Consider the following 20,718-nt stretch of genomic DNA (forward strand, 5'->3'; position numbering starts at 1 on the left):
AGACATATTGTAGACAAACTGTTTGATACGCTCCATGGTGTTTGCTGGCGAATAGCCTGTCGTGCTCGCTTGCGCTTTGGCCCTGGCCGTTTAGCCGATTGTTCCGTCAACGGGACGCGCGTTCGACCAGATGGTCGGTGCGCACGCGGGATCTTGTAGCTGATGCCGGAGTAATCGTTTCCCATGTTAAATTATCGACGGCTTCCGCTAAGCGCATTGCGCGCATTTGAAGCTGCCGCCCGGCATTTGAGTTTTACCAAGGCTGCCAATGAGCTTTCGGTCACTCAAGCGGCAGTGAGCCGGCATATCTTGACGCTGGAAGACCACCTCGACACCCAGCTTTTCAACCGCGGCAACCAGAAGGTGTCGTTGTCTCCCGCCGGCCAGGAGTTGTTTGAGGCTGCGACCCTCAGCCTGGCGCATATTGCAGCGGCGTTTGATAACGTGAAGAGAGGACAGAAAGCCCGACGGTTGACCGTCGGCATGCCGATGTCGTTCGCGACGCTTTTCATGAGTCATCGGATTGGGGATTTCGTTGCGAACAACCCAGAGGTCGACCTGCACCTGGTCTCCCTCGAACGCAGCCCGGCGCCGGCGACGGATGGTTTTGATGTGTCCGTGGTAATGGGGTATTTGGCGCGCCCGGGGTTCACGGCCACCGAACTCTTCGGCGAGGAAGTCTTCCCGGTTTGCAGTAAATCTTATCAGACACACTCGCCGCGTATTCTGACTCCGGAGGATCTGGTAAACGAGGTCCTCTTGGTTATGGACGATCAGCACTGGTCGGCCTACCCTTGGTCACCCTTCGATTGGGTGCACTGGCTTGGACAGTTCGGAATCTCGTCCGACTTCAAACGTGTCGTCACGTTCAACAATTATCCAACGATGATGCAATCAGTGATCAGAGGCTATGGCATCGGGTTGGGCTGGCGCCATTTGGTGAGCGATTACCTCAAGGAAGGCACCTTGATACGGCCTCTTAATGAAAGCTATCTGACCGGCCGTAAACATCATTTGGTCATTCCGGATACAGCGATTGAGCGAGACGACGTCCAGGTCTTCCGCAATTGGCTGCTGGCACAGGTCGCAGATCTCAATCCGGTCCCCCCGGCGCCAGTTGCGGAGGACATCAACGCGGGAGCCGTTGCACCAAGCGAGGTATCAGCGGAACCTCCAAGCCTGCCGTCTGCCTGATAACATTTAGTCCTGCGGTGCATCACTTTTTATACGGTTGTTTTGCAGTTCCTCCGGGGCTAGCGTTTTAGAAACGTTAAGAGGGAATACCCTCTTGCTGGGCTGGAGGGCCTAGCTCAGTATGGGAGCCTATCAATGCAGTTTCCGCAAAGAGTCCCTTAACGTGTAGGCAGCGGCAGTTGCCGCGAAAAGTACAATTCCGTCTCCCATGAGGCGGACGAAATATTGGGTTGAGGCTGTGATGTGGGGCGACAATATATAGCGCCAAGGCACTCCGCGGTTAGCTCCCTACAGGTCCTGGCTGAAAGGAAGTTTTGTGAAGCTCGAAGACGTTTTAGACCCGTTCAAAAGCTGGCACATACCGTTTGGTGAGTGGGTAGATGGTGGCTTGGGGTGGATTGTACAACAATACCGCCCATTTTTTCAAACCTTGAAATGGCCCATTGACCAGCTTCTGAGAGCATTTGACAGCGCACTCAACGGCATCCCGCCGGTCGTCATAATCTTGTGCTTCGCGTTGGTAGCTTGGCAGATAGCGGGATGGCGACTGGCAGTTCAGATCGCGGGTCTGCTGCTGATTATCGGCTTTCTCGGCATCTGGGGTGAGACGATGACGACTCTATCTCTCGTTTTCACTGCGGTTCTTTTCTGCACCGTCGTCGGTATTCCGGTGGGGATAATTGCCGCTCGGAGTGCCAGGGCGGCCGCTATATGCCGGCCCATCCTCGACACAATGCAGACGATACCATCATTCGTCTATCTTGTTCCGGTGGTCATGTTGTTTGGTATCGGCAACGTGCCTGGGGTGATTGTAACGATCGTTTTTGCACTTCCGCCCGTTATCCGGCTGACAACACTAGGTATTCAGCAGGTCTCTGAAGAAGTGGTGGAGGCTATGCATGCCTTTGGAGCTACCGAAAGTCAGACCCTCTTCAAAGCCCAGCTGCCGCTGGCCCTTCCGAGCATAGTGGCAGGTATCAACCAGACGTTGATGATGTCGCTATCAATGGTCGTTGTCGCGTCCATGATCGCTGTTGGGGGACTCGGCCAAATGGTTTTGCGGGGTATCGGTCGCCTCGATATCGGGCTGGCTGCAACCGGCGGGATTGGGATTGTCTTTCTCGCAATCATTCTAGATCGCCTGGCTCAATCCGCCATTTCTCAGCGCAGACGCTACGCCGACATCGTTTGGTACCAGCGCGGTCCGGCTGCTCTGTTCACTGGTGTCGTTAAGACCTTTCACCCCTCTCCGGCGGGGCGTGGAGGGCTGGAAAGCGGCGGGCGACGGACTTCTAACTAACCAAACAATGGGAGCAACTATGAGCCATCGGTTCAGAACGGAATGGCCTTTTACGCGGTTTGCCGCCGCTGTCACAGTGATTGGCACTTTGGCAATGTCACCTGGATACGCCTCTGCGGAGGACCTTCCGGGAAAAGGTGTGACCGTTAGGCCGCTATATCTTGGCCAGGCGGAAGAGTTATTCGAAGCCTACGTCGTTAAATTAGGGCTTGAAGACCTCGGCTATACAGTTAACGAACCTGCCGCAACCCAGGTTCCGCTTGCCCATATAGCGGTAGGGAACGGCGATGCAGATTACTATACGCCGCACTGGTATCCTCTGCATATAGCCTTTGCCGAGAAGGCTGGCGGCGATGCCAAGCTTCGCCGGGTCGGGACGCTCGTAAAGAACTCAATTCAGGGATACTCTATCGATAAGGCCACCGCTGACAAATACGGCATCAAGACGATCGATCAGTTGAAGGATCCGAAGATTGCCAAGCTGTTCGATGTGGATGGGGACGGTAAAGCAGACCTGTATGGCTGTGATCCGGGCTGGGGATGCGAACGCATCATAGAACATAACCTTGATGCCTACGGCCTTCGGGATACCGTTACGCACAAGCAGGGTGAGTATTTCGCTCTGCTCCCCGACGTCATCCAACGGATTCAGTCCGGCAGTCCAGCGTTGTATTACAGCTGGACGCCCAACTGGCTACAGGGGGTTTTGGTTCACGGAAAAGATGTCGTCTGGCTAACGGTTCCGTTCACAGCGTTGCCCGACGAACAGGCTGGTGCAAACACGACCGTTCCAGGCATCGGAAACCTGGGATTTTCCGTGAACACTCAACACGTGATTGCCAACACGGAATTCCTAGAAAAAAACCCCGTCGCAAATAAGTGGTTCGAGCAGGTCGAGGTCCCAATTCAAGATATCAACGACGAGAACCTTCTTATTCACAAAGGTGAGAAGTCCAACGAAGACATTCACGGTCATGCTGAGGCTTGGAAAAAAGCCCACCTCGACCAATGGAACAAATGGATAGCTGCAGCGAAACAGGCAGCTAAATAACGAAGAAATTCGGACCGCATGCTCGCCCGGCAAGCGTTACGCTGCCGGGCGACACCTCTCAACTGGAGCTTACCTTTGAAAGCGCATGCCATTGAATTCAAGGATGTTTGGAAGGTCTTTGGGACGAGCCCGAAACTCGACCTAGCGAGTATCCAACGCGATGATCTCTCCAAAGAAGCTCTCCTCGAGAAACATGGGTGCGTAGCGGCCGTCGCCGGTGTGTCCTTCAAGGTGGAGGCCGGAGAGATCTTCTGTGTCATGGGCCTGTCGGGAAGTGGAAAGTCAACCCTGGTCCGGCATGTTAACCGTTTGATCAAACCCAGCTCGGGGCAGATCATTGTTGGCGGCCAGGATATTAATCTGAAGTCAGAAAATGAGATGCGCGAGCTTCGTGCCCGATCAATGGGGATGGTTTTCCAGAATGTGGCGCTCCTCCCCCACCGAACGGTTCGCGACAATGTGGCTCTGAGTCTGGAGCTACGAAAGGCAAGTGTCCGACAACGCTACGAGGTTGCGGAGGAAAAGTTGGAGCTCGTCCAACTTGCGGGCTGGGGTGACCGATACCCTGATCAACTTTCTGGCGGAATGAAACAGAGAGTAGGGCTTGCCCGAGCCTTGGCGGCCGATCCCGCCATTCTGTTGATGGATGAACCATTTTCGGCGCTGGATCCGCTTATACGACGTGAATTACAGGACGAGTTCAAAAAGCTTTCGACGAAGTTGGGTAAAACCACGCTTTTCATCACTCACGACCTGGATGAAGCAGTTCGGCTGGGACACCATATTGGTGTCATGAAAGACGGAAAAATGCTTCAGATCGGTTCGGCGGATGACATTCTCGGAAATCCGAAAGACCCCTATGTTGAAAAATTTGTCCAGGGAAGCAGCCGATTGAAGCTCCTAAGGGCCGAGTCAGTGATGTTGCCGCTCGCAGAATTTGCGAGTGCCGGAGAGGGCATGGCTCTGCCAGACGCCCCGCGGCTCAACCTTGACGCTCCGATCAAGGAAATGCTCGACTTGTCACATCGCCATGGAAATATGCCGCTTGTGGTTGTCGATGGTAACGGAGTGGATGTGGGTATCGTGACTGCATCCCTACTTCTGCGCGGCGTGCATGATCGACTTTAGATAGATTACGCACGGACAATAGATCGATCTATGCCGTAATGGAAGAAATTGCATTGGATAGGCGTATAGGCGGTTCGCGCCTAGCAACGGTCAAAAGAATTAAACACCCGCTCCCCCCGATTCGTTGGTCGAACAATGAAGAAATCTGAAAAGAAAACCGTGGTCGTAACCGGAGCTGCCGGCGGTATGGGCCAGGCAATCTGCAGAAAGTTCACGGCTAACGGATATTTTGTAGTCGCGGGTGACGCCAACCAGGAGCGTTTGATTGCCGCAACTGACGAACTCAACCGAATTGACCAAACTGCTTTGGCCAAGCATGGCGACCTGAGAAGCAAAGCATACTGCGAGGACCTCATCGATACGGCCATCAGCCTTACCGGCCGGCTGGACGCCCTTGTCAACAATGCCGGAGTCATCACGCGCGGTACAATCCTAGAGACAAGTGACGAGGACTGGGAAAGAACTTTCGATATTAATCTGAAATCGATATTTTACACCTGCCGACGGGCCGTGGCCTTCATGAAGGACCATGGCGGCGGTTCGATCGTGAATATCTCCTCGACCTGGGGTATTTATCCAGGGCCGACCCACCCAGCTTACTGCGCGAGCAAAGCAGCCGTAGCGACGTTTTCCAGATGTCTCGGCCGTGATCATGCAGGGGATGGGATCAGGATCAATGCAGTCTGCCCCGGCGAGATAGACACACCCATGCTTCGCTCGGGCTTTGTCCATCGCGGGTTTGATCCCGACACAGCGGTTGCCGAACTCAGCAAGTCAAATCCGCTTGGCCGACTCGGTGCACCGGAAGATATTGCTGATGCGGTGTACTTTCTGAGCTCTGATGCCGCTCGCTTCATCGCGGGGACCGCACTCGAAGTCGCGGGAGCCAAGGCGGTTTATTGAGCCAAGGTGATCTATCTATTCTGCCCGCCGAACCTCCCCGACAAACTGACTTTGAGGGCTGCGAAAGGTCAATGGTAGGCATGTTCTTCTGAGGAACCATTCCGCGTGTCAAAGCGACGGAAAGACTGCGAATGTCGTGGACGGCGGGAGCCACTCCGGGATCCACACCTCCTCGCTTTGCTAGGCATTCAGGACCGGCTTTATGCCGGCTTGCGTTGCGGTCATAACCTCAGTTCATAAGTTACATTCCTTTTTTTTGTTAGGTCCGGCATTTGTATTGGCCTATATTCTCGCCTTAAATCAGGGATTAAAGAAATGTCCACCAGATCTGGAGGCCGAGACGCTCGGCAGAAGTTGCGTTCCGACAGAACGGTAACATTTTTGCCTGTTCTGGAACGCGGGCTGCCTTATATGGATTTGCTGAGCCCGGATGACTTGCTTAGGCTTCACGACATTTCGATGCAAATACTTGAAGAGATTGGCATCGAATTTCGTGACGACGAGGCCATCGAACTCTGGCGCGCAGCTGGTGCCGACGTAACCGACCAGCGCGTCAGGATCGACAGAAACCAGCTGCTGGAGCTGGTGGCAAGGGCTCCTGAATACATAACGGTCCATGCTCGCAATCCCGCCAGGACAGTCACCCTCGGCGGGCGAAAGACTATTTTTACCCCAGCATACGGTTCGCCAAATGTCCTTGATCTTGAAGGCAGGCGGCGAAACGCGACCATTGAGGATTTCGTCAACTTCGCGAAACTCGCCTACCAAGCTCCCGCTATGCATATGACGGGGGGCGTTCTTTGCGAGCCGATGGATATAGCCGTTCCGAAGCGCCACCTGCACATGAACTACAGTTTGATACGATACTCGGACAAGCCATTTATGGGAGCCGTGACCTCGCGCGAGAGGGCAGAAGACACCGTTGCTATGGCCAAGATTGTCTTCGGCGAAGAATTTGTTCAGAACAACACAGTGATGGTGTCGCTTGCCAACTGCAATTCGCCTCTCGTTTGGGACGCGACTATGCTCGATGCGGTCAAGGTTTACTCGGCAAACAATCAGGCCATGATCTTTGCCCCGTTTGTTCTTGGTGGTGCCAGCACTCCGGCCAGCACTGTGGCTGCAGTCGCGCAGCTTAATGCCGAAGCACTTGCTGGCGTTGCCTTTGCGCAATTGGTCCGGCCAGGTGCGCCTTGCATTTATGGGCAATGGTTGGCGACCGTTTCAATGAAGAGCGGCGCGCCAATGGCAGGAACACCCGAGATTTGCCATATGAACATGCTGGTGGGTCAACTGGCGAGACGCTACAAACTGCCTTGGCGCTGCAGTGGCAGCAACACAAGTTCGAAGCTCGTTGATGCTCAGGCAGGCTATGAGGCGGCCCGCAATATGTACGGCGCGCTTATCGCCGGCGCGAATTTTGTGCTTTCGTCCACCGGTTATCTCGAAGCAGCTCTGACCCAGAGCTATAGCAAGTTCATGCTCGATGCAGAGCAGATGGTGATGTTCTATAAGCTTGGGCAAGGCATAGTAATGAGCGAGATGGATGAAACGCTCGATGCGATCCGCCAAAGTGAGCCAGGCAGTCACTATCTTGGTACCGAACATACACTGAAGAATTTCGAGAAGGCCTTTTTCACGCCTGACTTGATGAACCACGACAGCTTCGAGCAATGGTCGTTCGCCGGCGCTAAGGATGCCAACATTCGGGGACGCGATGCGGCTGTGCAGGCCCTGCAGGATTATCAAGCACCTCCGATCGACGAAGCAGTCGACGAAGCACTCCTCGACTTCATGAAACGTCGGGAACTTGATATCGGGGAGGCTGTCCTCTAGGCGGCAAGATGATACGAGACGGCTGTGACGAGCAGCGTCGACACAGCCAGGAACGAAGCACGGCTATGGATGATCTGTGGCCAAATCGCGCCGAACCAAGGCCGAGTACGGATCGCGCGCACGCCCACGATAGCCAAAATCGCGCCAAGGCCTTTTTAGGGTCCGAGAACAGCCCGAGCAGCCTTTGTAAAACGCATGGAAGGATCGTAATGAACGCCCGCCCCGATATCAGCACCATGAAGTCGGTGACCATGCCGGAGAATTTGCCACAGGCGGGCCGGCCGATCGACTTGGTGGTTCTGGTGTTGCCAGGATTCTCGCAATTGGCGCTTCACGCCTTCATTGAACCGTTTCGCATAGCCAATACGGTATCGAAGCAAACTCTGTTCCGATGGCGGATAGCGGGACCCGACGAACGATCTGTTGAGGGTGCTAGCGGCCTTTCAGTTGCCGTTGACGTCACCATAGACGAACTGAATTCCTGTCTAGGCGCCCGGAGGCCGCAGCATGTCGCTGTTATCGCCGGTGAGCCGGTGGGGCGGCGCCTGACGCCACAGCTCAATAGTTTCTTGCGAACGATCGCACGCCACGGGGTTGGGGTGTCCGCGGTTGGAACAGCCACATGGTTGCTCGCGCAGACCGGGCTGCTGGCAGGCACGCGCTGCACGATACACTGGTCGCGGCTGGCAGCCTTCACGGAAGTATTTAGGCAGCCGCATATCCGAGACGCTCTATTCGTAAAGGACGGGCAGTTTTCGACCTGTGCGGGTGAATTGGCATCGTTCGACTTGGCCGTCGATATCATCGCCAGCCATGTGGGCGGGTATACAGCACAGGAGGTCTGCCGCTACGCGACTGTCGAAGGTCAGCGCTCTGGTTCGAACCGGCAGACCGGGCCGACGGGGCTCGCCTTTGGCGGGGTGAGCGATAAGCTCCAGATGGCTATGCGGATTATGGAAGAGAACGTGGAATACCCGCTGACCATGAGCGAGGTTGCTCGACGGGCGGGCGTGTCGCGGCGGCAACTGGAGCGCTTGTTTGCAGCACACGTTCACATCCCGCCGGTACGCCATTATCTCCGGATCCGTGTAGATCATGCCAAGCGCCTGATCGAAGGCACAAGCATGCCCATAATCGATATTGCGATGGCCTGCGGTTTTTTGTCCCCTTCACACTTCGCAAAGTGCTTCAGAACCTTTAATGGCCTTTCACCTCAGCAGTGTCGATTGACGACGCCTGCTTGGGTCGGACCCGGCCTCGGCTAGACAATACGAAAGCCCCAAGGGATCGTTGCGATCCAGTCGTCTACCGTTATTCAGGGAGGCCCGGCGAGGCCAAGAAGCGTCAGCCCTCACCCGAGGTCCCCAATGTCGTGTTCAATGACACCCGAACAGGTCCGTGCGCGCTGCGCGGAAAGCTTCGTAGAGGCCGCCTTAATGCCTACACTGCGATCCTTGGCCTTCCCGAGGCCAGGGCCACGACATGCGCCTCGATGAACATGCGCTGGCCTTCGACGGTCGAGACACGGAATTCAGTTGCGACCTCGATCTCGGCGCTGTCGGCGCCGGCGTCCATAGCCCGCTGCGCCGCAATCGCCCGCACATCGGCCTCTGCTGCTGCGATCGCCGTCGATTCGTCGAGGAAATCGCGCACTGCCACGCCAGACGTTACACGGAACAGCCCTTCATTGGGTTGGCTGACCTGTGCCTCGACCGAGACCCTGACCTGTCCAACGACGGCGCCGAGCGCATTGGCGACGTCACTATCCTCAGGCACCACGCAGTCATTGCCGACCAGCGCCGGCAGGCCGGCATAGTGCAGCGGCGCCGAAGCACCGAGACCGATGACGGGCCGGTCGAGCGCAACGGTCAGGTGGGCGATGCCGGGATCGCCGTCGACGGCGCGCTGCACCAGCGCGTGCGCCACGGTCGCCGCACCATCGAGTCCATCCTCGGCAAAGGCTGTCTCGAGAATGTACTCGGCCGACCAGCGCGTCAGCGTCGCCAGCACCCGCTCCGAGATCACCTCCGGCGAGGCTGCTATCGGCTGGCCGCGGCCATCGCGCTTGCGCGCGAACAATTCGGCGCCGAGGCGAGCGGCGACGGGATCCCAGTTCGCCTGCTTGCCAAGCACATGGGCAGCGTCCGACGGGGTGAAGCCGGCGACATGCACCAGCCCTCGCGACACTAGCCGGTTCAAGGTGGCGTTCTGGGCGTTCGAGGTGAGCAGCCGGTCGAGCGGCAGCGGCACCGCGCCGATCACCTCATAGAGTTTTGCTTCCGGCGCAGTGAGGCCGGCGGCGAGCCTGTCCGGCACACCGGTGCGGACGGCGAAGCGGCCGTCCATGCGGCCGGGGTTCGGGCCGCGCAACTGGCGTTCGAGCTCTGCCGTTACTGCTTCGCCATGCGCCATGCCGGCCAGCGCCAGCGGCACCAGGCGGCGCGGGCCAAGCAGGATCTTCGGGTTGAGCGAACCATCCTCCAGCGCGACTTCGGAATCGCCGCCGAGGCCGAAGGTGCGCATGGCGACGGCCTCGACCATGGTGCGGAAGCCGCCCACGGTGGCGCCTTCCGGATCGAGGCGCGGACGGCCCTTGTCGAGCACGGCGACGTCGGTGGTGGTGCCGCCAATGTCGGACACCAGGGCGTTGTCGAGCCCGGTCATGTGGCGGGCGCCGACCAGGCTGGCGGCCGGGCCGGACAGGATGGTCTCGATCGGCCGCTGGCGTGCAAACGCCGCCGAAACCAATGCGCCATCACCGCGCACCACCATCAGGGGCGCCGCGATCTTGCGCGCTTCGAGGAAGCCTTCGGTCGCCGCCACTAGCCGATCGATCATCGAGATCAGCCTAGCGTTGAGCAGCGTCGTCAGAGCCCGGCGCGGGCCGCCGAGCTTGGCCGACAGTTCGTGGCTGGCGGTGACCGGCAGGCCGGTCTTTTCGCGGATCAGATCACGGGCCGCCAGTTCATGCGCCGGATTGCGAGTTGCGAAATAGGCGCAGACAGCAAAGCCAGATACAGACGGGCCAAGTTCCGGCAAGGCTGCTTGGAGACCCGACAGGTCGAGCCCGGCAGTGTTCCCGTGGACATCATGGCCACCGGGACAGAACATTACCGGATCGGTTCCAAGCGCGGTCTTCAACCCATCGCGGGCGAGGTCGCCTTCGGAAAAGCCGATCATCACCAGCGCGACGCGGCCGCCCTGGCCCTCGACCAGCGCATTGGTGGCAAGCGTCGTCGACATCGAGACCAGCTTGATGGCGGCCGGATCGGTGCCGGCCTTCCGCAGCACCGCGTCGACGGCGCCGGCAATGCCAACGGCGAGGTCATGCCGCGTTGTCAGCGCCTTGGCCTTGGCCAGCACCTTACCCTTGTTGGGTCCTTGCTGAGGGCCTTCAGTCTCGGACCACAGGACTGCATCGGTGTAGGTACCGCCAGTGTCGATTCCGAGGAAGAGCGGTTTCTTGTTGGGCCTGGCTCTCATCTCCGGCAATGCGGCTGCTGTTGGTTTTCTCCACCTCTTGGTCGACGGAGACCTCCCTGCCCGTCAGCAAGGGTGGGAAGATTGACAAGATCCCGCGTTCCAACTTGGGATCCCTCAGGGGGATAGCCTCTTTCGCAACCCGTCCGACGCGGACGCCCCACTATGCCTGCGCCTTCGTCAGTTTGGCCCGATACTCCTCGTCCAGGATGGCGGGCAGTGATATTTTTTTGGTCCGCGCGCCGTCGACGGAGATCATTTCACCGCTGACGAAACTGGATTCCTCGCTAGCCAACCAAAGGACCGCGTTGGCTATCTCCTTTGGAACGCCAGTCCTACCGACCGGGTGAAGTTGTCCCAATTCCCGTTCGATCAGGCTTCGGTCAGGGTGCATCTCGACGTACGCACGATTGAGGTCGGTATCAATCCAACCGGGGCACACGGTGTTGCAACGTATACCATCCGGGCCGAGGTCAACTGCCAGTCCCAGCGTGAGGCCATGCACGCCGGCCTTTGTGGCTGCGTAGGCAGTATGCCAGGGGTTGACCATATAGCCCTCAACCGATCCGATGTTGACGATCGTGCCCGCGCCGACGCGCCTCATTTCCGGGACTACATACTTGGCCATTAAAAACGGGCCGCGGAGATTGACCGCCATGAGTCGGTCCCAATCCTCGGCAGTCTGCTCGTCGATGGACTTATGAAAGACCAGACCGGCATTGTTCACCAAGACGTCGATCCTACCAAACTTCTGGAGGACGCCATCAACGAAGGTGCGAATCGAGACCTCCTTTGTGACGTCGAGAGGCATAAACGTGAGCCTATCGACGCCGTTGGAACCGGCGGAGCGGTCTTCACGCAGATCGCCCACAACAACCATTGCGTCTTCATCAGCGAGCCTCTCAGCAATTGCTCGCCCTATCCCTTGATTGCCCCCAGTGACGATGGCAACTTTGCCTGACAGCCGATTACCCAAGAATTCCTCCTATCCTGCCGTGAAGCCGCCATCTATTGGAATAGCAACCCCTGTGATGTGCCTGGCTCCCTCGCCTGCGAGAAACAGCGTCAGGCTCGCAATTTCCTTCGGAGACGCCACGCGACCCTGAGGTATTGAATCAACGTTTCTTTGAAGAATTTCGGCCGCAGTAACCGGCTTACTATGGGCTGACACAAGCATAGGCGTATCAACGGCGCCGGGGCAGACGGCATTGATGGTTATTTGCTCTCTGGCGTGATCGAGAGCCATGGCTTGAGTCAACAGAACGACGGCGCCCTTCGACGCACAGTAGGCAGCCAACCCGGGACAGCCAACCAGCCCCACATTCGAGGCTATGTTGACAATGCTGCCGCCGCCGGTTTGCCTCATAGACTTCACTGCGGCGCGACTGAAGTAGAACACACCGTTGACATTGGCGTCGAATGTCTGACGCCAATCGTCATCCGTGGTATCGACGGCGCTTCCACGCCGGATGATCCCGGCGCTGTTGACCAAGACGTCGACTTTGCCGAATCGCGCTACGCTGGAAGTCACAACATGGTCAGCAAATGCCGAGTCGGCCACATCGCCCAACATCAATTCGGCCTGACACTTAAGTGCCTTAACTGCCTCCAAGGCTCTTTGGCCCCGCTCCCGATCGCGGCCGACCAACACCAGTGAAGCCCCCGTCGCGGCAAAGGCCTCAACGACGGCCTCGCCTATCCCCGAGGTTGCGCCAGTAACGATAACCACCTTGTTGGATTGCGTCATATCTGATTGCCCAGTAAGAGTGAGGAGGCCCAGCGGGTATCATCGGCGACCGTGCCTAATGATCTAGGCCCGCATAATGCCAGTTTGCAAGCGACCAAAAAGTCATGCGACGGACAAGCTGAAGTCATGGCGTGCCGGTCATCGATAATGGCTTTGTGACGGCTCTTGGGAGCCTTGGGCAGGTCATGACTCCTGGTTATCTGGTCGCCCACTAATACTCATTTGAAGTGAGGCGCGCCGCTGCCTATTACTCATGACCATAGCATTCTGCGTGGCGGATCCGCAACGACGCCCACTTTTTCGAGGGTTGCAGTTGGGAAGTAAGATTACTGATGAAGTCTGGTACCCCGCTTGGTTCGGAAATCGATAAAGCGATGTATGGTGCCCGCATTGCAGAGTTTTTTAGCGAAGTGCGCCGAGGGCGCCCTGCAACAATATTTCCACAGTATGTACCGGAGAAGTAGGCTATGCCCGTTATTCATATCGAAACATTCAAGGCCGACGACGATAAGAAGGCGCACTTGGTAGCTGAGATCACAAAATTGTTTTGTGATAATATGAACCTACGACCAGAACAGATCCATGTGGTCTTTGATGAGTATGAGCCAAATAATTGGGCGACCGGTGGCAAGCTGTGGTCGCGTATGTGATGTAACCTGCTCCAGGAAATCTCCTCGGTCCGAAGTTATTCTATTCCCAAGCAAAGAAGACAGCTGGCGAATAGCCTATTTTTTAGGAAGGTCTTCTTCTGCAAATTTGAGGCAAGGAGGCCCAGAGTGGCAAAGCTGGATCAGCCCTCAAGCTCGCTCGGACACAGCGTTTTACTGTAAAGATCGCTCTGGATGTGCCGCCCGCGAAGAGAACGAAGCTACGCTGACTTGGGCGGAATGTCGCACTGGAGTTGAGCGTTTCGGACCTTGCTCGCGTGGCGGTGGCTTGCGTAAGAGCCCGCCGACTAGCCTGCGCCGCTCTTGCTGCGACAACCACCCGAAGGGGTTAAACGGAATAACCAGCTGGCAATATCAAACCATGGATTGGGTCACGGTTATTGGTTACCTCGCAGCTCTATGCTCGGTGACCGCTTTTGCCCCGCAAGCCTGGAAGATCATCAAAACCCGGGACACGAGCAGCATTTCAACACTGATGTACGGCATCAACGTGTTAGGATTTGCCTTGTGGTTGACCTACGGTATCCTGAAGAACGAATGGGCCCTTATCATTACCAACGTACTGATCCTGGCGCTTTCGGCCTTCATTCTCGTCATGACTCTTCTTCCCCGCGCGAAGAAGGATGCCGTTGCGGACGCTCTCGACCCTGCCGCCCCACGCGCCGAGCGGTCAGTCGGGCAAGCTCGTCTGGTCGATCCAAAGACAAACCGGTCGAAAGATGCGCGTCGCAACCTTTGATGGGAACCGCCTCAGTGGCCGCTTCCCATGCACCTGAAGTGGTCGCCGATTCGTTAAGTGCGGGGAGAAACGGATGCTTTCCTATAGACGGCCGTTTTCGTTCGACTCTTGCCAGCGCGAGCCATGTCGCGTTGGAGGATTCTACAAAGCTCTTCCAACCGGCGTTTGGGCTTAACGCCGCCGGTTTGCATGCGCCAAGAAGTCATGTGGCTGACAGGTTGAAGTTCATGGCGCGATGGACATCGGCAACGGCCTCACGCAGTGCGACCTCGAACCTGGTCATGACTCCTGGTTATCCGGCCAGCCACTAATACTCATTTGAAATGGGAGCGCCATTTCCTTTAGCTTATAACTGTGACATTCCGCGTGCCTGAGCAGCATAGTCGGAACCTGTACGAGGGCTGTACAAATTCCAACTCAGCCCGGATGGATTTGTTCTCAATGATGCTACGCAATTGCAGCATTTTCATCGCAGAGGACGACTATAGACTTGCGTCCGATTTAAGGGACGCTTTTGTCAAGGTTGGCGCGAACGTCATCCATCCGTGCGATACGATCGAGGACACTCTCGACGTCATCATGTCCTCATCATCGATAGACGGTGCTGTCCTCAGTGTGAACCTGCAAGGCGAGGCAACGTTCGCCGCGGCCGAGCACCTAGTGCGACGCCAAATACCGTTCGTGTTCCTCACGTGTCTGAATAGCTCGGATTGTCCTGACAGTTTAAAGGGAATCGATCGGTTTGAGAAGTCGGTTGATATCGGTTATTTGATAGAGGTAATGGGTTCGCTGATGTCAGCTTGAAAACCATTTAGACCTCAGGTCTCTTCGAAGGCCTCGGGCGATTGCGGGCAGACTGCCGGCACCATGACTGTCTACCAACAGGTCAACCTCGAACAGAAGTTTAGCCGGCTAATGGAACAATTGTTTCCTGAATCTAACACGGATATCGGCCTGACAAATTAGAAGGATGTATAATGAGCGCCACCGAGACCGCAACGTGGATCGAGGACATAGTAGCAGAGACTGTTCTCGTTGACACTCACGAGCATCTGGTGGAGGAGTCGCGCCGATTTTCTCCGGTCTTTGACCGACTCCTTCCCTGCGACGATTGGTCGTTACTGTTCAGAGACTACCTGCAGCAAGATCTCGATTGCGCGGGGATGGGCGCCGAGGAGAAGAGGCAATTTTATAATCCAGAGGTCTCCGCGGTTGATAAGTTTAGGATAGTTTACCCCTATTGGGAACGCGTTCAACATACCGGTTATGCGAAGACATTCTCCATCACGATCCAGAAACTTTACGGCGTAAAATCCTTCGCCATCGAACACATTGAGCAGCTCTCCAGCCAATATCGTGAAGTAAAGAAGCCTGGCTTCTACGAACACGTTCTCAGGGACGTTTGTCGGATTTCCGAATGCCACGTGAACTCTTTGGAGCGGATATTCATGCAGACCGCTCAACCATCGCTACTCAAGCAGGACATCAGCATTATGGAGCTGAGCCGTTGCAATCTCGCGGACATCAAGAACGTAGAATCTGAACTTAGCGTTCAGATCGGTTCATTCGATGACTGGCTGGCGGCGATCGATCGTTATTTCGAGAAGTGCGGACCTCAGGCTGTTGCGATAAAGTACGTAGGAGCCTATTACAGAGCGTTGAACTTCCGGCACGTCGACCGACATGTTGCGGAGCAATACTTTAGTACACTTATTGCAGTGCGGCCGTTCATTGGCCACGAAGGCGCGCAGGCGCTCGAGGATTACCTTTTTCACTATTGCCTGCGAAAGGCCCAGGAATACCGGCTTCCCGTAAAACTCCACACGGGATACCTGGCCACCAACGATTCAATGCCTCTAAGTCGAGTGCGCGAAAACGCGGTCGACGTCTGCCGATTACTGCATGCCTATCCAGATATTCGATTCGTACTTATGCACATGGGCTATCCCTATCAGGACGAGTACGTTGCCCTTTGCAAGCAATACAGCAATGCCTATGTTGACCTGTGTTGGGCCTGGATCATCAATCCGGTTGCATGCGTTCGTTTCCTCACAGAATTTCTCGTGTCGGTGCCCGCTAACAAGATTCTCACTTTCGGGGGCGATTTCATCGTTGCAGAGAACGTCGTCGGCCATAGTGTGATCGCACGCAGGGGTATCGCAGAGTCCATTTCAGCGTTAGTTGATCGAAGGTGGATTGACCGCGGTGCTTTGCCAGAGCTGGTTACCCGCCTCATGAAGTTAAACGCCGAGGAATTGTTCCCTAAAGCAACGGCGGCTTAGCGTTTTGCCTCAACGCGGCGCCTGTCAACACCGGGCATTGTAGCTTTGCAGCTATACGAAGTGGTCTATCACATGCTTGGAACTACATGCCCATTGCCATCCGCCCCGTCGGATTTGGACCCGCGAGCGGCAGATGGACCTTGACGTACGTCCTTCGCGGCGCAGCACAGAGCACTCATACAAGCTCCATTGTCAAGTTATCGTAATTTGACATTCTGGCACTTTCTCGGAACAGAGCCTATGTTAGACGAATTCCCGACGCCGTTTAAAGACCTCGAGGCAACCGTTTTTGCATTACTTGTGTGCATTGTATTCCTTATAGTAGTTCTGCTTTTCGGGCCGACCGTTGGTGTGATAACCGTGTAAAAGATATACGAGCCAGCTTTCTACACGATAGTTATCATTTTCGTGTTTGTAAGGAAAAAGACTAACTACTACCTGGGAGATATGGCGTCGGATTGATATAAACGGCCAATTATGTTCGCCTGCAATGCAGCGGGATAGTCACGCGGTCACTTGGCGGTTAATCATGGTCTTTCGCAAATTGTAGTTCATTTAGAGGTGATGCCGCTAATAGGCGGGATCCTTCAGGATTGCCGTCACCGCCGAAACCGTCGCTCGCGCCCACTGCAGTTCGCATTGGTCGGCGTTCCACTTGTATGCCTCCAGACGATCGCCGCACAGAACTGCATGTAGTTGGTTGCGTCCACATTTCCCCCGCCCGGCCGAATGGTTAGCACGTGACGATCGGTGTGGGGTGGGGGGCGTCGAAGGCTACCCGCCGGGCAGCCTTTCAAGCATGCCGACCTTGCGACGCGAGTTACATAGCGCGGCGATCTGGAAGATACGGATCTCATCCTGAGTCGACCGTGAACGATGATCGGATTTAGGCGGCGTACGACTTCGGCGTGGCGTGGAGCAAGGCAATCAGAAGCTACAAAAGCCGGCTGTACCAGTTGAGCGCAGGAGCGAAAAGTTGTAGCCGGCGGCGGCGAGAATTGCGTTTATGGCGTCGCCCTATTGTCCTCCTGTGCTCGGCCTTGATGTGGCGGATCCTGCGAAGTTGACCCTTTTCTTAGGTGGATGGGTGCAGGAACCCACCACCCACTCGTGCAATCGGTCAAGGCCACCGATGATCGGATAAGCAGTCGGGAAACCTATGGATGTGACGTGTTGGTTTCAAGCGACCGCTGGAGCAAATAGACCTGCTTCCTCTAGGATGCGACGGTGCTTGAGGAGATCGAGGGCGAGGTCGCTGTGGTATCTCTCGATGATGCTCGCACGTCGTTCCGGATCCTTCGTCGAGTCAATCCCGCCGATGACAGCCGCGATCCGCTCGGAGAGCTGACGCAGGGCCTGCAACCGTTCGGATTGGTCCGCAAGGGCGCCGAGGTTAGCCGAAGTCGACTTGCCAACGCCCACCGGGACGGTTGAGCCCAGGTCGACATATCCCGCCGGCAAAGCGCCCTTCAAGTTTCTCACCACCTTGAACTGGATCGCATCGAAAATCTGGTCAACGGCCTGCTTGGCGCCAGCAACACGGGTCGGGTGATCGGTGTCGGCTGCGACGTGCGGAAGGAGCTCGAGCCGGCCAGGATACCGGTCGCTCAAGGGCAGATAGGGCGTGAGCGGCCCTCGCAGCGCACCTTTTTTCGCGTCGCTGAAGATATCGGCATCGACCGCCACATAGCTGATCTTGTTCTTCAGCAGGGCGGCATCGAGAGCCTCGATGTCGACGAGCTCGCCCCGATCGTAGTTGATCAGCACCGCCCCATTGGCAAGGCTAGAGAGCACGTCTTGGTTCACGAAGCCCGCATTGCTGAATTTGCCCGTCGACCTGTCGAGGCGGCCAAGGCCGACGTGTACCGAGAGGACGTTTGCATCTTTCGCTGCCTTGACCGGACTATCGGCATATTCGAAGCCCTCAGCTTCGATCCAAGCGCGATGGGCTTCCCGGGCGTAGACGCAAACGCGCATTCCAAAGGCTGATGCGAGCTTGGCGACTTCCCTACCGATGTTGCCATAGCCCAAGACAGCCAGTTTCTGACCTTCGAGTTTTGCAGTCGGGAAATCCTTCAGGTCGCGCCCGGTGTCGAAATTCCCGGCAATGACTCTTCCATGCAGCTCATCGACGGAAATATTGGGAACGACTTTGAGGAGCGCCTTCATGGCCATTTGAGCCGTAGCGCGGCTGTTGATGCCCGGCGTGTTCATGAGCGGGGCGACACCACCGTCGCCGTCAGGGCCACCCCATGAGATGGAGCCCATGTTTCCGGTTCCGGCGCCAATCCGCACACCGCCGAGCGGAAAGACAGACTGCTTGGGAATGAAGGTTGCTGCTGCGATGAGGGCGTCGTACTCGCCATGGCCTGTACAGCCTAGCAGCTCAGCTTCGGTGCTCAACCCTGGCTGATAGAAGAAGTGAATCCTTCCCTTTTGCAGAGCATTCCGATCTTGCAGGGCGCCAAAGTGGAATTCGCCACCTTTTTCCTGAATGTAGGCCGCAATCTCACTGCTGTCCGGCGCCGAGTCCTCACCAAGGCGCAGGCCAAGCAGGTCGGCAACCAGGACGGTATACGCGCGTTCGGGATCATCCTTTCTGACAAGGCCGACTGCCGAGGGGCTGTTTTCGAACCGCTCACCTCGCGCCGCCAGTTCCTCCTCGAGGACGGCAATCTTCGCTCTGCGGTAGGCATAGCCGAGGTTGTCGAGAAGAAGGCGCACGTCCTGGGGATCGCGAATGCCGCCGATCCAGGACCGGTAGTCGCCGGGCATGCCGGGGAAGGCGTTTACGTACCGAGCGGCGTCCAGACCTTTTTCGTATTCACCATTGACATGCGTGATGCCCTCGTAGCCAAGAAGTTGCTTCGAGCGGGCAATAATGCGGCCGTGTATCTGTGTGTCAGTGATATCAGGATCCATGACCTTCAAAAGAACAACGGCAGCGCCGCGCTTTTCAGCTTCGCTGATAGTGAACTTAAGGAGCAAGTTGTTGTCGACCCAATCAGAGATCACCCGGCGGTTTTCTACTGAGCGGCGGTTCAGATCACTCACCGAGCCGACCCGCCGGGCAGCCTGGAGAAGGCCAAAGGTGGTCTCGGCGAAGGCGAGCGCGCTGTATGTGTTGATGACGCCACCAAGCATGCGCTGCTGTTCCGCGTCGTAGAACGGGCCAATGGCCAACGATCTCTGGCCGCTGACCGGGAGCTTCGCATCGACAGGAGGAGCCAGCTTGAGTTGGCGCGGAATGGCCCAAGCAGGATCGTTCTGATTGTTATCAACAAGCTTCAATGCCTGGGGCGTAAATGAAACGACGAAGTACCCTGAAATGCCGCCAATCGCCTTCTGGAACGGCATGAATACGCAGCATTTTGTAAGAGCTTCCCGCACGACTGCCTCACCCCACGGCATCGCCCCCAACATCGACGTTGCGTCGAGGACGGCATGGCGGTTTTCGGGATCTCGATCGAGCCATTTCAGAAGCTCTTCGATCTCCGACTGGCTATAGGTGTTGGCGCCGGTAGTTTCGTGCCCCACGCCGAAGAACAGCGTTGTCCTGAGTGCCTCGAGTTCCTTTGCGGTGGGAATGGACCCCTCGACGGTGGCGAATTGAATTTTGTCGGCTCGACCGTTCTGCGCAAACTTCTGAAGTTCGAGAAGCTGTGTCGCCCAGGATTGTCTGAAGAATCCGGCGCCCCTGGACTCGACGGCTTCAGGTTTCGTCGTGTCCACGAAAACGCGCTGATTCATGTTGTTCGGGTTCATGAGGTGCATGACCGCGACCGTAAAGCCGCTATGCCCCCCGCCAAGTCCAATAGCCATCAGATTCTGTTTGGGAAATTCGAAGTACTGATGGATGGAGTGCATCATATCCGTCAGAATCTTGTCCGCGGGGTAGCCTCGATGCATGCTGCGTGCGATCTCGGCCGTCGTGAATGGACCGAGGTCGTTGCCCTTGTCATCAAGCTTTCGGTAATTGGCTTCCAGCCACGCATCGAATTCGACGCGACGCAATCTCCCGGCGACCTCATCGATTGTCGCGTCAGTGATTGGGCCTACTCCGAAGAAGGGATTCGATGGCGGCTTTGGGGGACCTGAGCGAGTAGCGATCTTCTCGCGGTCAAGTTGTTCCTTCATCTCAGCAATGGTCGCCATGCGCGAGTTGTCCTCTCTGTAAGACGTTGTTTGTGTTCGTGATGCTCGGCTCGTACGGGGAATGCTCGGTTAAAGACGCGCGCCAATTTGGTAGGCGCGTGGCTCTGACTCCCCGTCCGATAGCGGATCGTAAGAGCCTAAATCGTAGATGTCCGTTTGGACGTGGCTACGATGCTTGCGACAAACACACACCAATTTGAGACATCGTGGTTCAGATTAATGCGCAGCGCGGGGC

Annotated in this window: 15 protein-coding genes; 11 read left to right on the forward strand and 4 right to left on the reverse strand. The window is 56.6% G+C overall.

The genetic code is table 11. From position 1 onward, the window contains the following. The first annotated feature begins 183 nt into the window (after positions 1-183). The 7 genes from NKH13_RS25915 to NKH13_RS25945 all read left to right on the forward strand — a co-directional run bounded on the left by NKH13_RS25915 (position 184) and on the right by NKH13_RS25945 (position 8,677). Entirely contained in the window at positions 184-1,194 is a 1,011-nt protein-coding gene (locus NKH13_RS25915) for a LysR substrate-binding domain-containing protein (RefSeq protein ID WP_352915364.1), read from the forward strand. Positions 1,195-1,510: 316 nt separating this feature from the next. Then, a complete protein-coding gene (locus NKH13_RS25920; protein ID WP_352915365.1) occupies positions 1,511-2,494 on the forward strand; it encodes an ABC transporter permease in 984 nt (327 codons plus the stop codon). 19 nt (positions 2,495-2,513) lie between these two features. Continuing rightward, positions 2,514-3,545, forward strand: coding sequence for a glycine betaine/L-proline ABC transporter substrate-binding protein ProX (proX, locus tag NKH13_RS25925; RefSeq protein ID WP_352915367.1), 1,032 nt, complete (start codon positions 2,514-2,516; stop codon positions 3,543-3,545). Positions 3,546-3,620: 75 nt separating this feature from the next. Further along, the gene (locus NKH13_RS25930) at positions 3,621-4,673 is read left to right on the forward strand and encodes a quaternary amine ABC transporter ATP-binding protein (protein ID WP_352915370.1); all 1,053 of its coding nucleotides are present in this window, start codon (positions 3,621-3,623) and stop codon (positions 4,671-4,673) included. Positions 4,674-4,808: 135 nt separating this feature from the next. Next, positions 4,809-5,576, forward strand: a complete 768-nt coding sequence (locus NKH13_RS25935) for an SDR family NAD(P)-dependent oxidoreductase (protein WP_352915373.1) — start codon at positions 4,809-4,811, stop codon at positions 5,574-5,576. A 315-nt stretch (positions 5,577-5,891) separates the two neighbouring features. Next, positions 5,892-7,412: a trimethylamine methyltransferase family protein gene (locus tag NKH13_RS25940; RefSeq protein ID WP_352915376.1), complete on the forward strand. Its 1,521-nt coding sequence runs from the start codon at positions 5,892-5,894 to the stop codon at positions 7,410-7,412. Between the two features lie 209 nt (positions 7,413-7,621). Further along, on the forward strand, positions 7,622-8,677 hold the full coding sequence (locus NKH13_RS25945; protein ID WP_352915378.1) for a GlxA family transcriptional regulator: 1,056 nt from the start codon (positions 7,622-7,624) through the stop codon (positions 8,675-8,677). Positions 8,678-8,852: 175 nt separating this feature from the next. On the opposite strand, the gene NKH13_RS25950 is transcribed toward NKH13_RS25945, so the two are convergent. The 3 genes from NKH13_RS25950 to NKH13_RS25960 form a co-directional block, all read right to left on the reverse strand. Beyond that, entirely contained in the window at positions 8,853-10,895 is a 2,043-nt protein-coding gene (locus NKH13_RS25950; protein ID WP_352915417.1) for a hydantoinase/oxoprolinase N-terminal domain-containing protein, read from the reverse strand. 160 nt (positions 10,896-11,055) lie between these two features. After that, positions 11,056-11,868 (reverse strand): SDR family NAD(P)-dependent oxidoreductase, encoded by an 813-nt coding sequence (locus NKH13_RS25955; protein ID WP_352915380.1) that lies wholly within the window; start codon positions 11,866-11,868, stop codon positions 11,056-11,058. Between the two features lie 9 nt (positions 11,869-11,877). After that, on the reverse strand, positions 11,878-12,639 hold the full coding sequence (locus NKH13_RS25960) for an SDR family NAD(P)-dependent oxidoreductase (protein WP_352915383.1): 762 nt from the start codon (positions 12,637-12,639) through the stop codon (positions 11,878-11,880). A 467-nt stretch (positions 12,640-13,106) separates the two neighbouring features. Here NKH13_RS25960 and NKH13_RS25965 point away from each other — a divergent pair, with 467 nt between their 5' ends. The 4 genes from NKH13_RS25965 to NKH13_RS25980 all read left to right on the forward strand — a co-directional run bounded on the left by NKH13_RS25965 (position 13,107) and on the right by NKH13_RS25980 (position 16,328). Beyond that, entirely contained in the window at positions 13,107-13,289 is a 183-nt protein-coding gene (locus NKH13_RS25965) for a tautomerase family protein (RefSeq protein WP_352915384.1), read from the forward strand. A 379-nt stretch (positions 13,290-13,668) separates the two neighbouring features. Next, entirely contained in the window at positions 13,669-14,046 is a 378-nt protein-coding gene (locus NKH13_RS25970) for a SemiSWEET family sugar transporter (protein WP_352915386.1), read from the forward strand. A gap of 441 nt (positions 14,047-14,487) precedes the next feature. Further along, positions 14,488-14,850 carry a response regulator gene (locus tag NKH13_RS25975; RefSeq protein WP_352915388.1) on the forward strand — a complete coding sequence of 121 codons (363 nt, stop codon included), beginning with the start codon at positions 14,488-14,490 and terminating at the stop codon, positions 14,848-14,850. Positions 14,851-15,023: 173 nt separating this feature from the next. Next, complete coding sequence (locus NKH13_RS25980; protein WP_352915390.1) at positions 15,024-16,328, forward strand: amidohydrolase family protein; 1,305 nt, start codon at positions 15,024-15,026, stop codon at positions 16,326-16,328. A 1,179-nt stretch (positions 16,329-17,507) separates the two neighbouring features. On the opposite strand, the gene NKH13_RS25985 is transcribed toward NKH13_RS25980, so the two are convergent. After that, complete coding sequence (locus NKH13_RS25985) at positions 17,508-20,483, reverse strand: NAD(P)-dependent oxidoreductase (protein ID WP_352915392.1); 2,976 nt, start codon at positions 20,481-20,483, stop codon at positions 17,508-17,510. Positions 20,484-20,718 lie beyond the last annotated feature (235 nt).

It is taken from the genome of Mesorhizobium sp. M1348 (genome assembly GCF_040317925.1).
Classification (GTDB): domain Bacteria; phylum Pseudomonadota; class Alphaproteobacteria; order Rhizobiales; family Rhizobiaceae; genus Mesorhizobium.

Excerpts from the sequence above, each read along its gene's own strand:
- NKH13_RS25915 (WP_352915364.1), top strand. The coding sequence starts at position 184 with ATGTTAAATTATCGACGGCTTCCGCTAAGCGCATTGCGCGCATTTGAA.
- proX (WP_352915367.1), top strand. The coding sequence starts at position 2,514 with ATGAGCCATCGGTTCAGAACGGAATGGCCTTTTACGCGGTTTGCCGCC.
- NKH13_RS25935 (WP_352915373.1), top strand. The coding sequence starts at position 4,809 with ATGAAGAAATCTGAAAAGAAAACCGTGGTCGTAACCGGAGCTGCCGGC.
- NKH13_RS25940 (WP_352915376.1), top strand. The coding sequence starts at position 5,892 with ATGTCCACCAGATCTGGAGGCCGAGACGCTCGGCAGAAGTTGCGTTCC.
- NKH13_RS25945 (WP_352915378.1), top strand. The coding sequence starts at position 7,622 with ATGAACGCCCGCCCCGATATCAGCACCATGAAGTCGGTGACCATGCCG.
- NKH13_RS25950 (WP_352915417.1), bottom strand. The coding sequence starts at position 10,895 with ATGAGAGCCAGGCCCAACAAGAAACCGCTCTTCCTCGGAATCGACACT.
- NKH13_RS25960 (WP_352915383.1), bottom strand. The coding sequence starts at position 12,639 with ATGACGCAATCCAACAAGGTGGTTATCGTTACTGGCGCAACCTCGGGG.
- NKH13_RS25965 (WP_352915384.1), top strand. The coding sequence starts at position 13,107 with ATGCCCGTTATTCATATCGAAACATTCAAGGCCGACGACGATAAGAAG.
- NKH13_RS25970 (WP_352915386.1), top strand. The coding sequence starts at position 13,669 with ATGGATTGGGTCACGGTTATTGGTTACCTCGCAGCTCTATGCTCGGTG.
- NKH13_RS25975 (WP_352915388.1), top strand. The coding sequence starts at position 14,488 with ATGATGCTACGCAATTGCAGCATTTTCATCGCAGAGGACGACTATAGA.
- NKH13_RS25980 (WP_352915390.1), top strand. The coding sequence starts at position 15,024 with ATGAGCGCCACCGAGACCGCAACGTGGATCGAGGACATAGTAGCAGAG.
- NKH13_RS25985 (WP_352915392.1), bottom strand. The coding sequence starts at position 20,483 with ATGGCGACCATTGCTGAGATGAAGGAACAACTTGACCGCGAGAAGATC.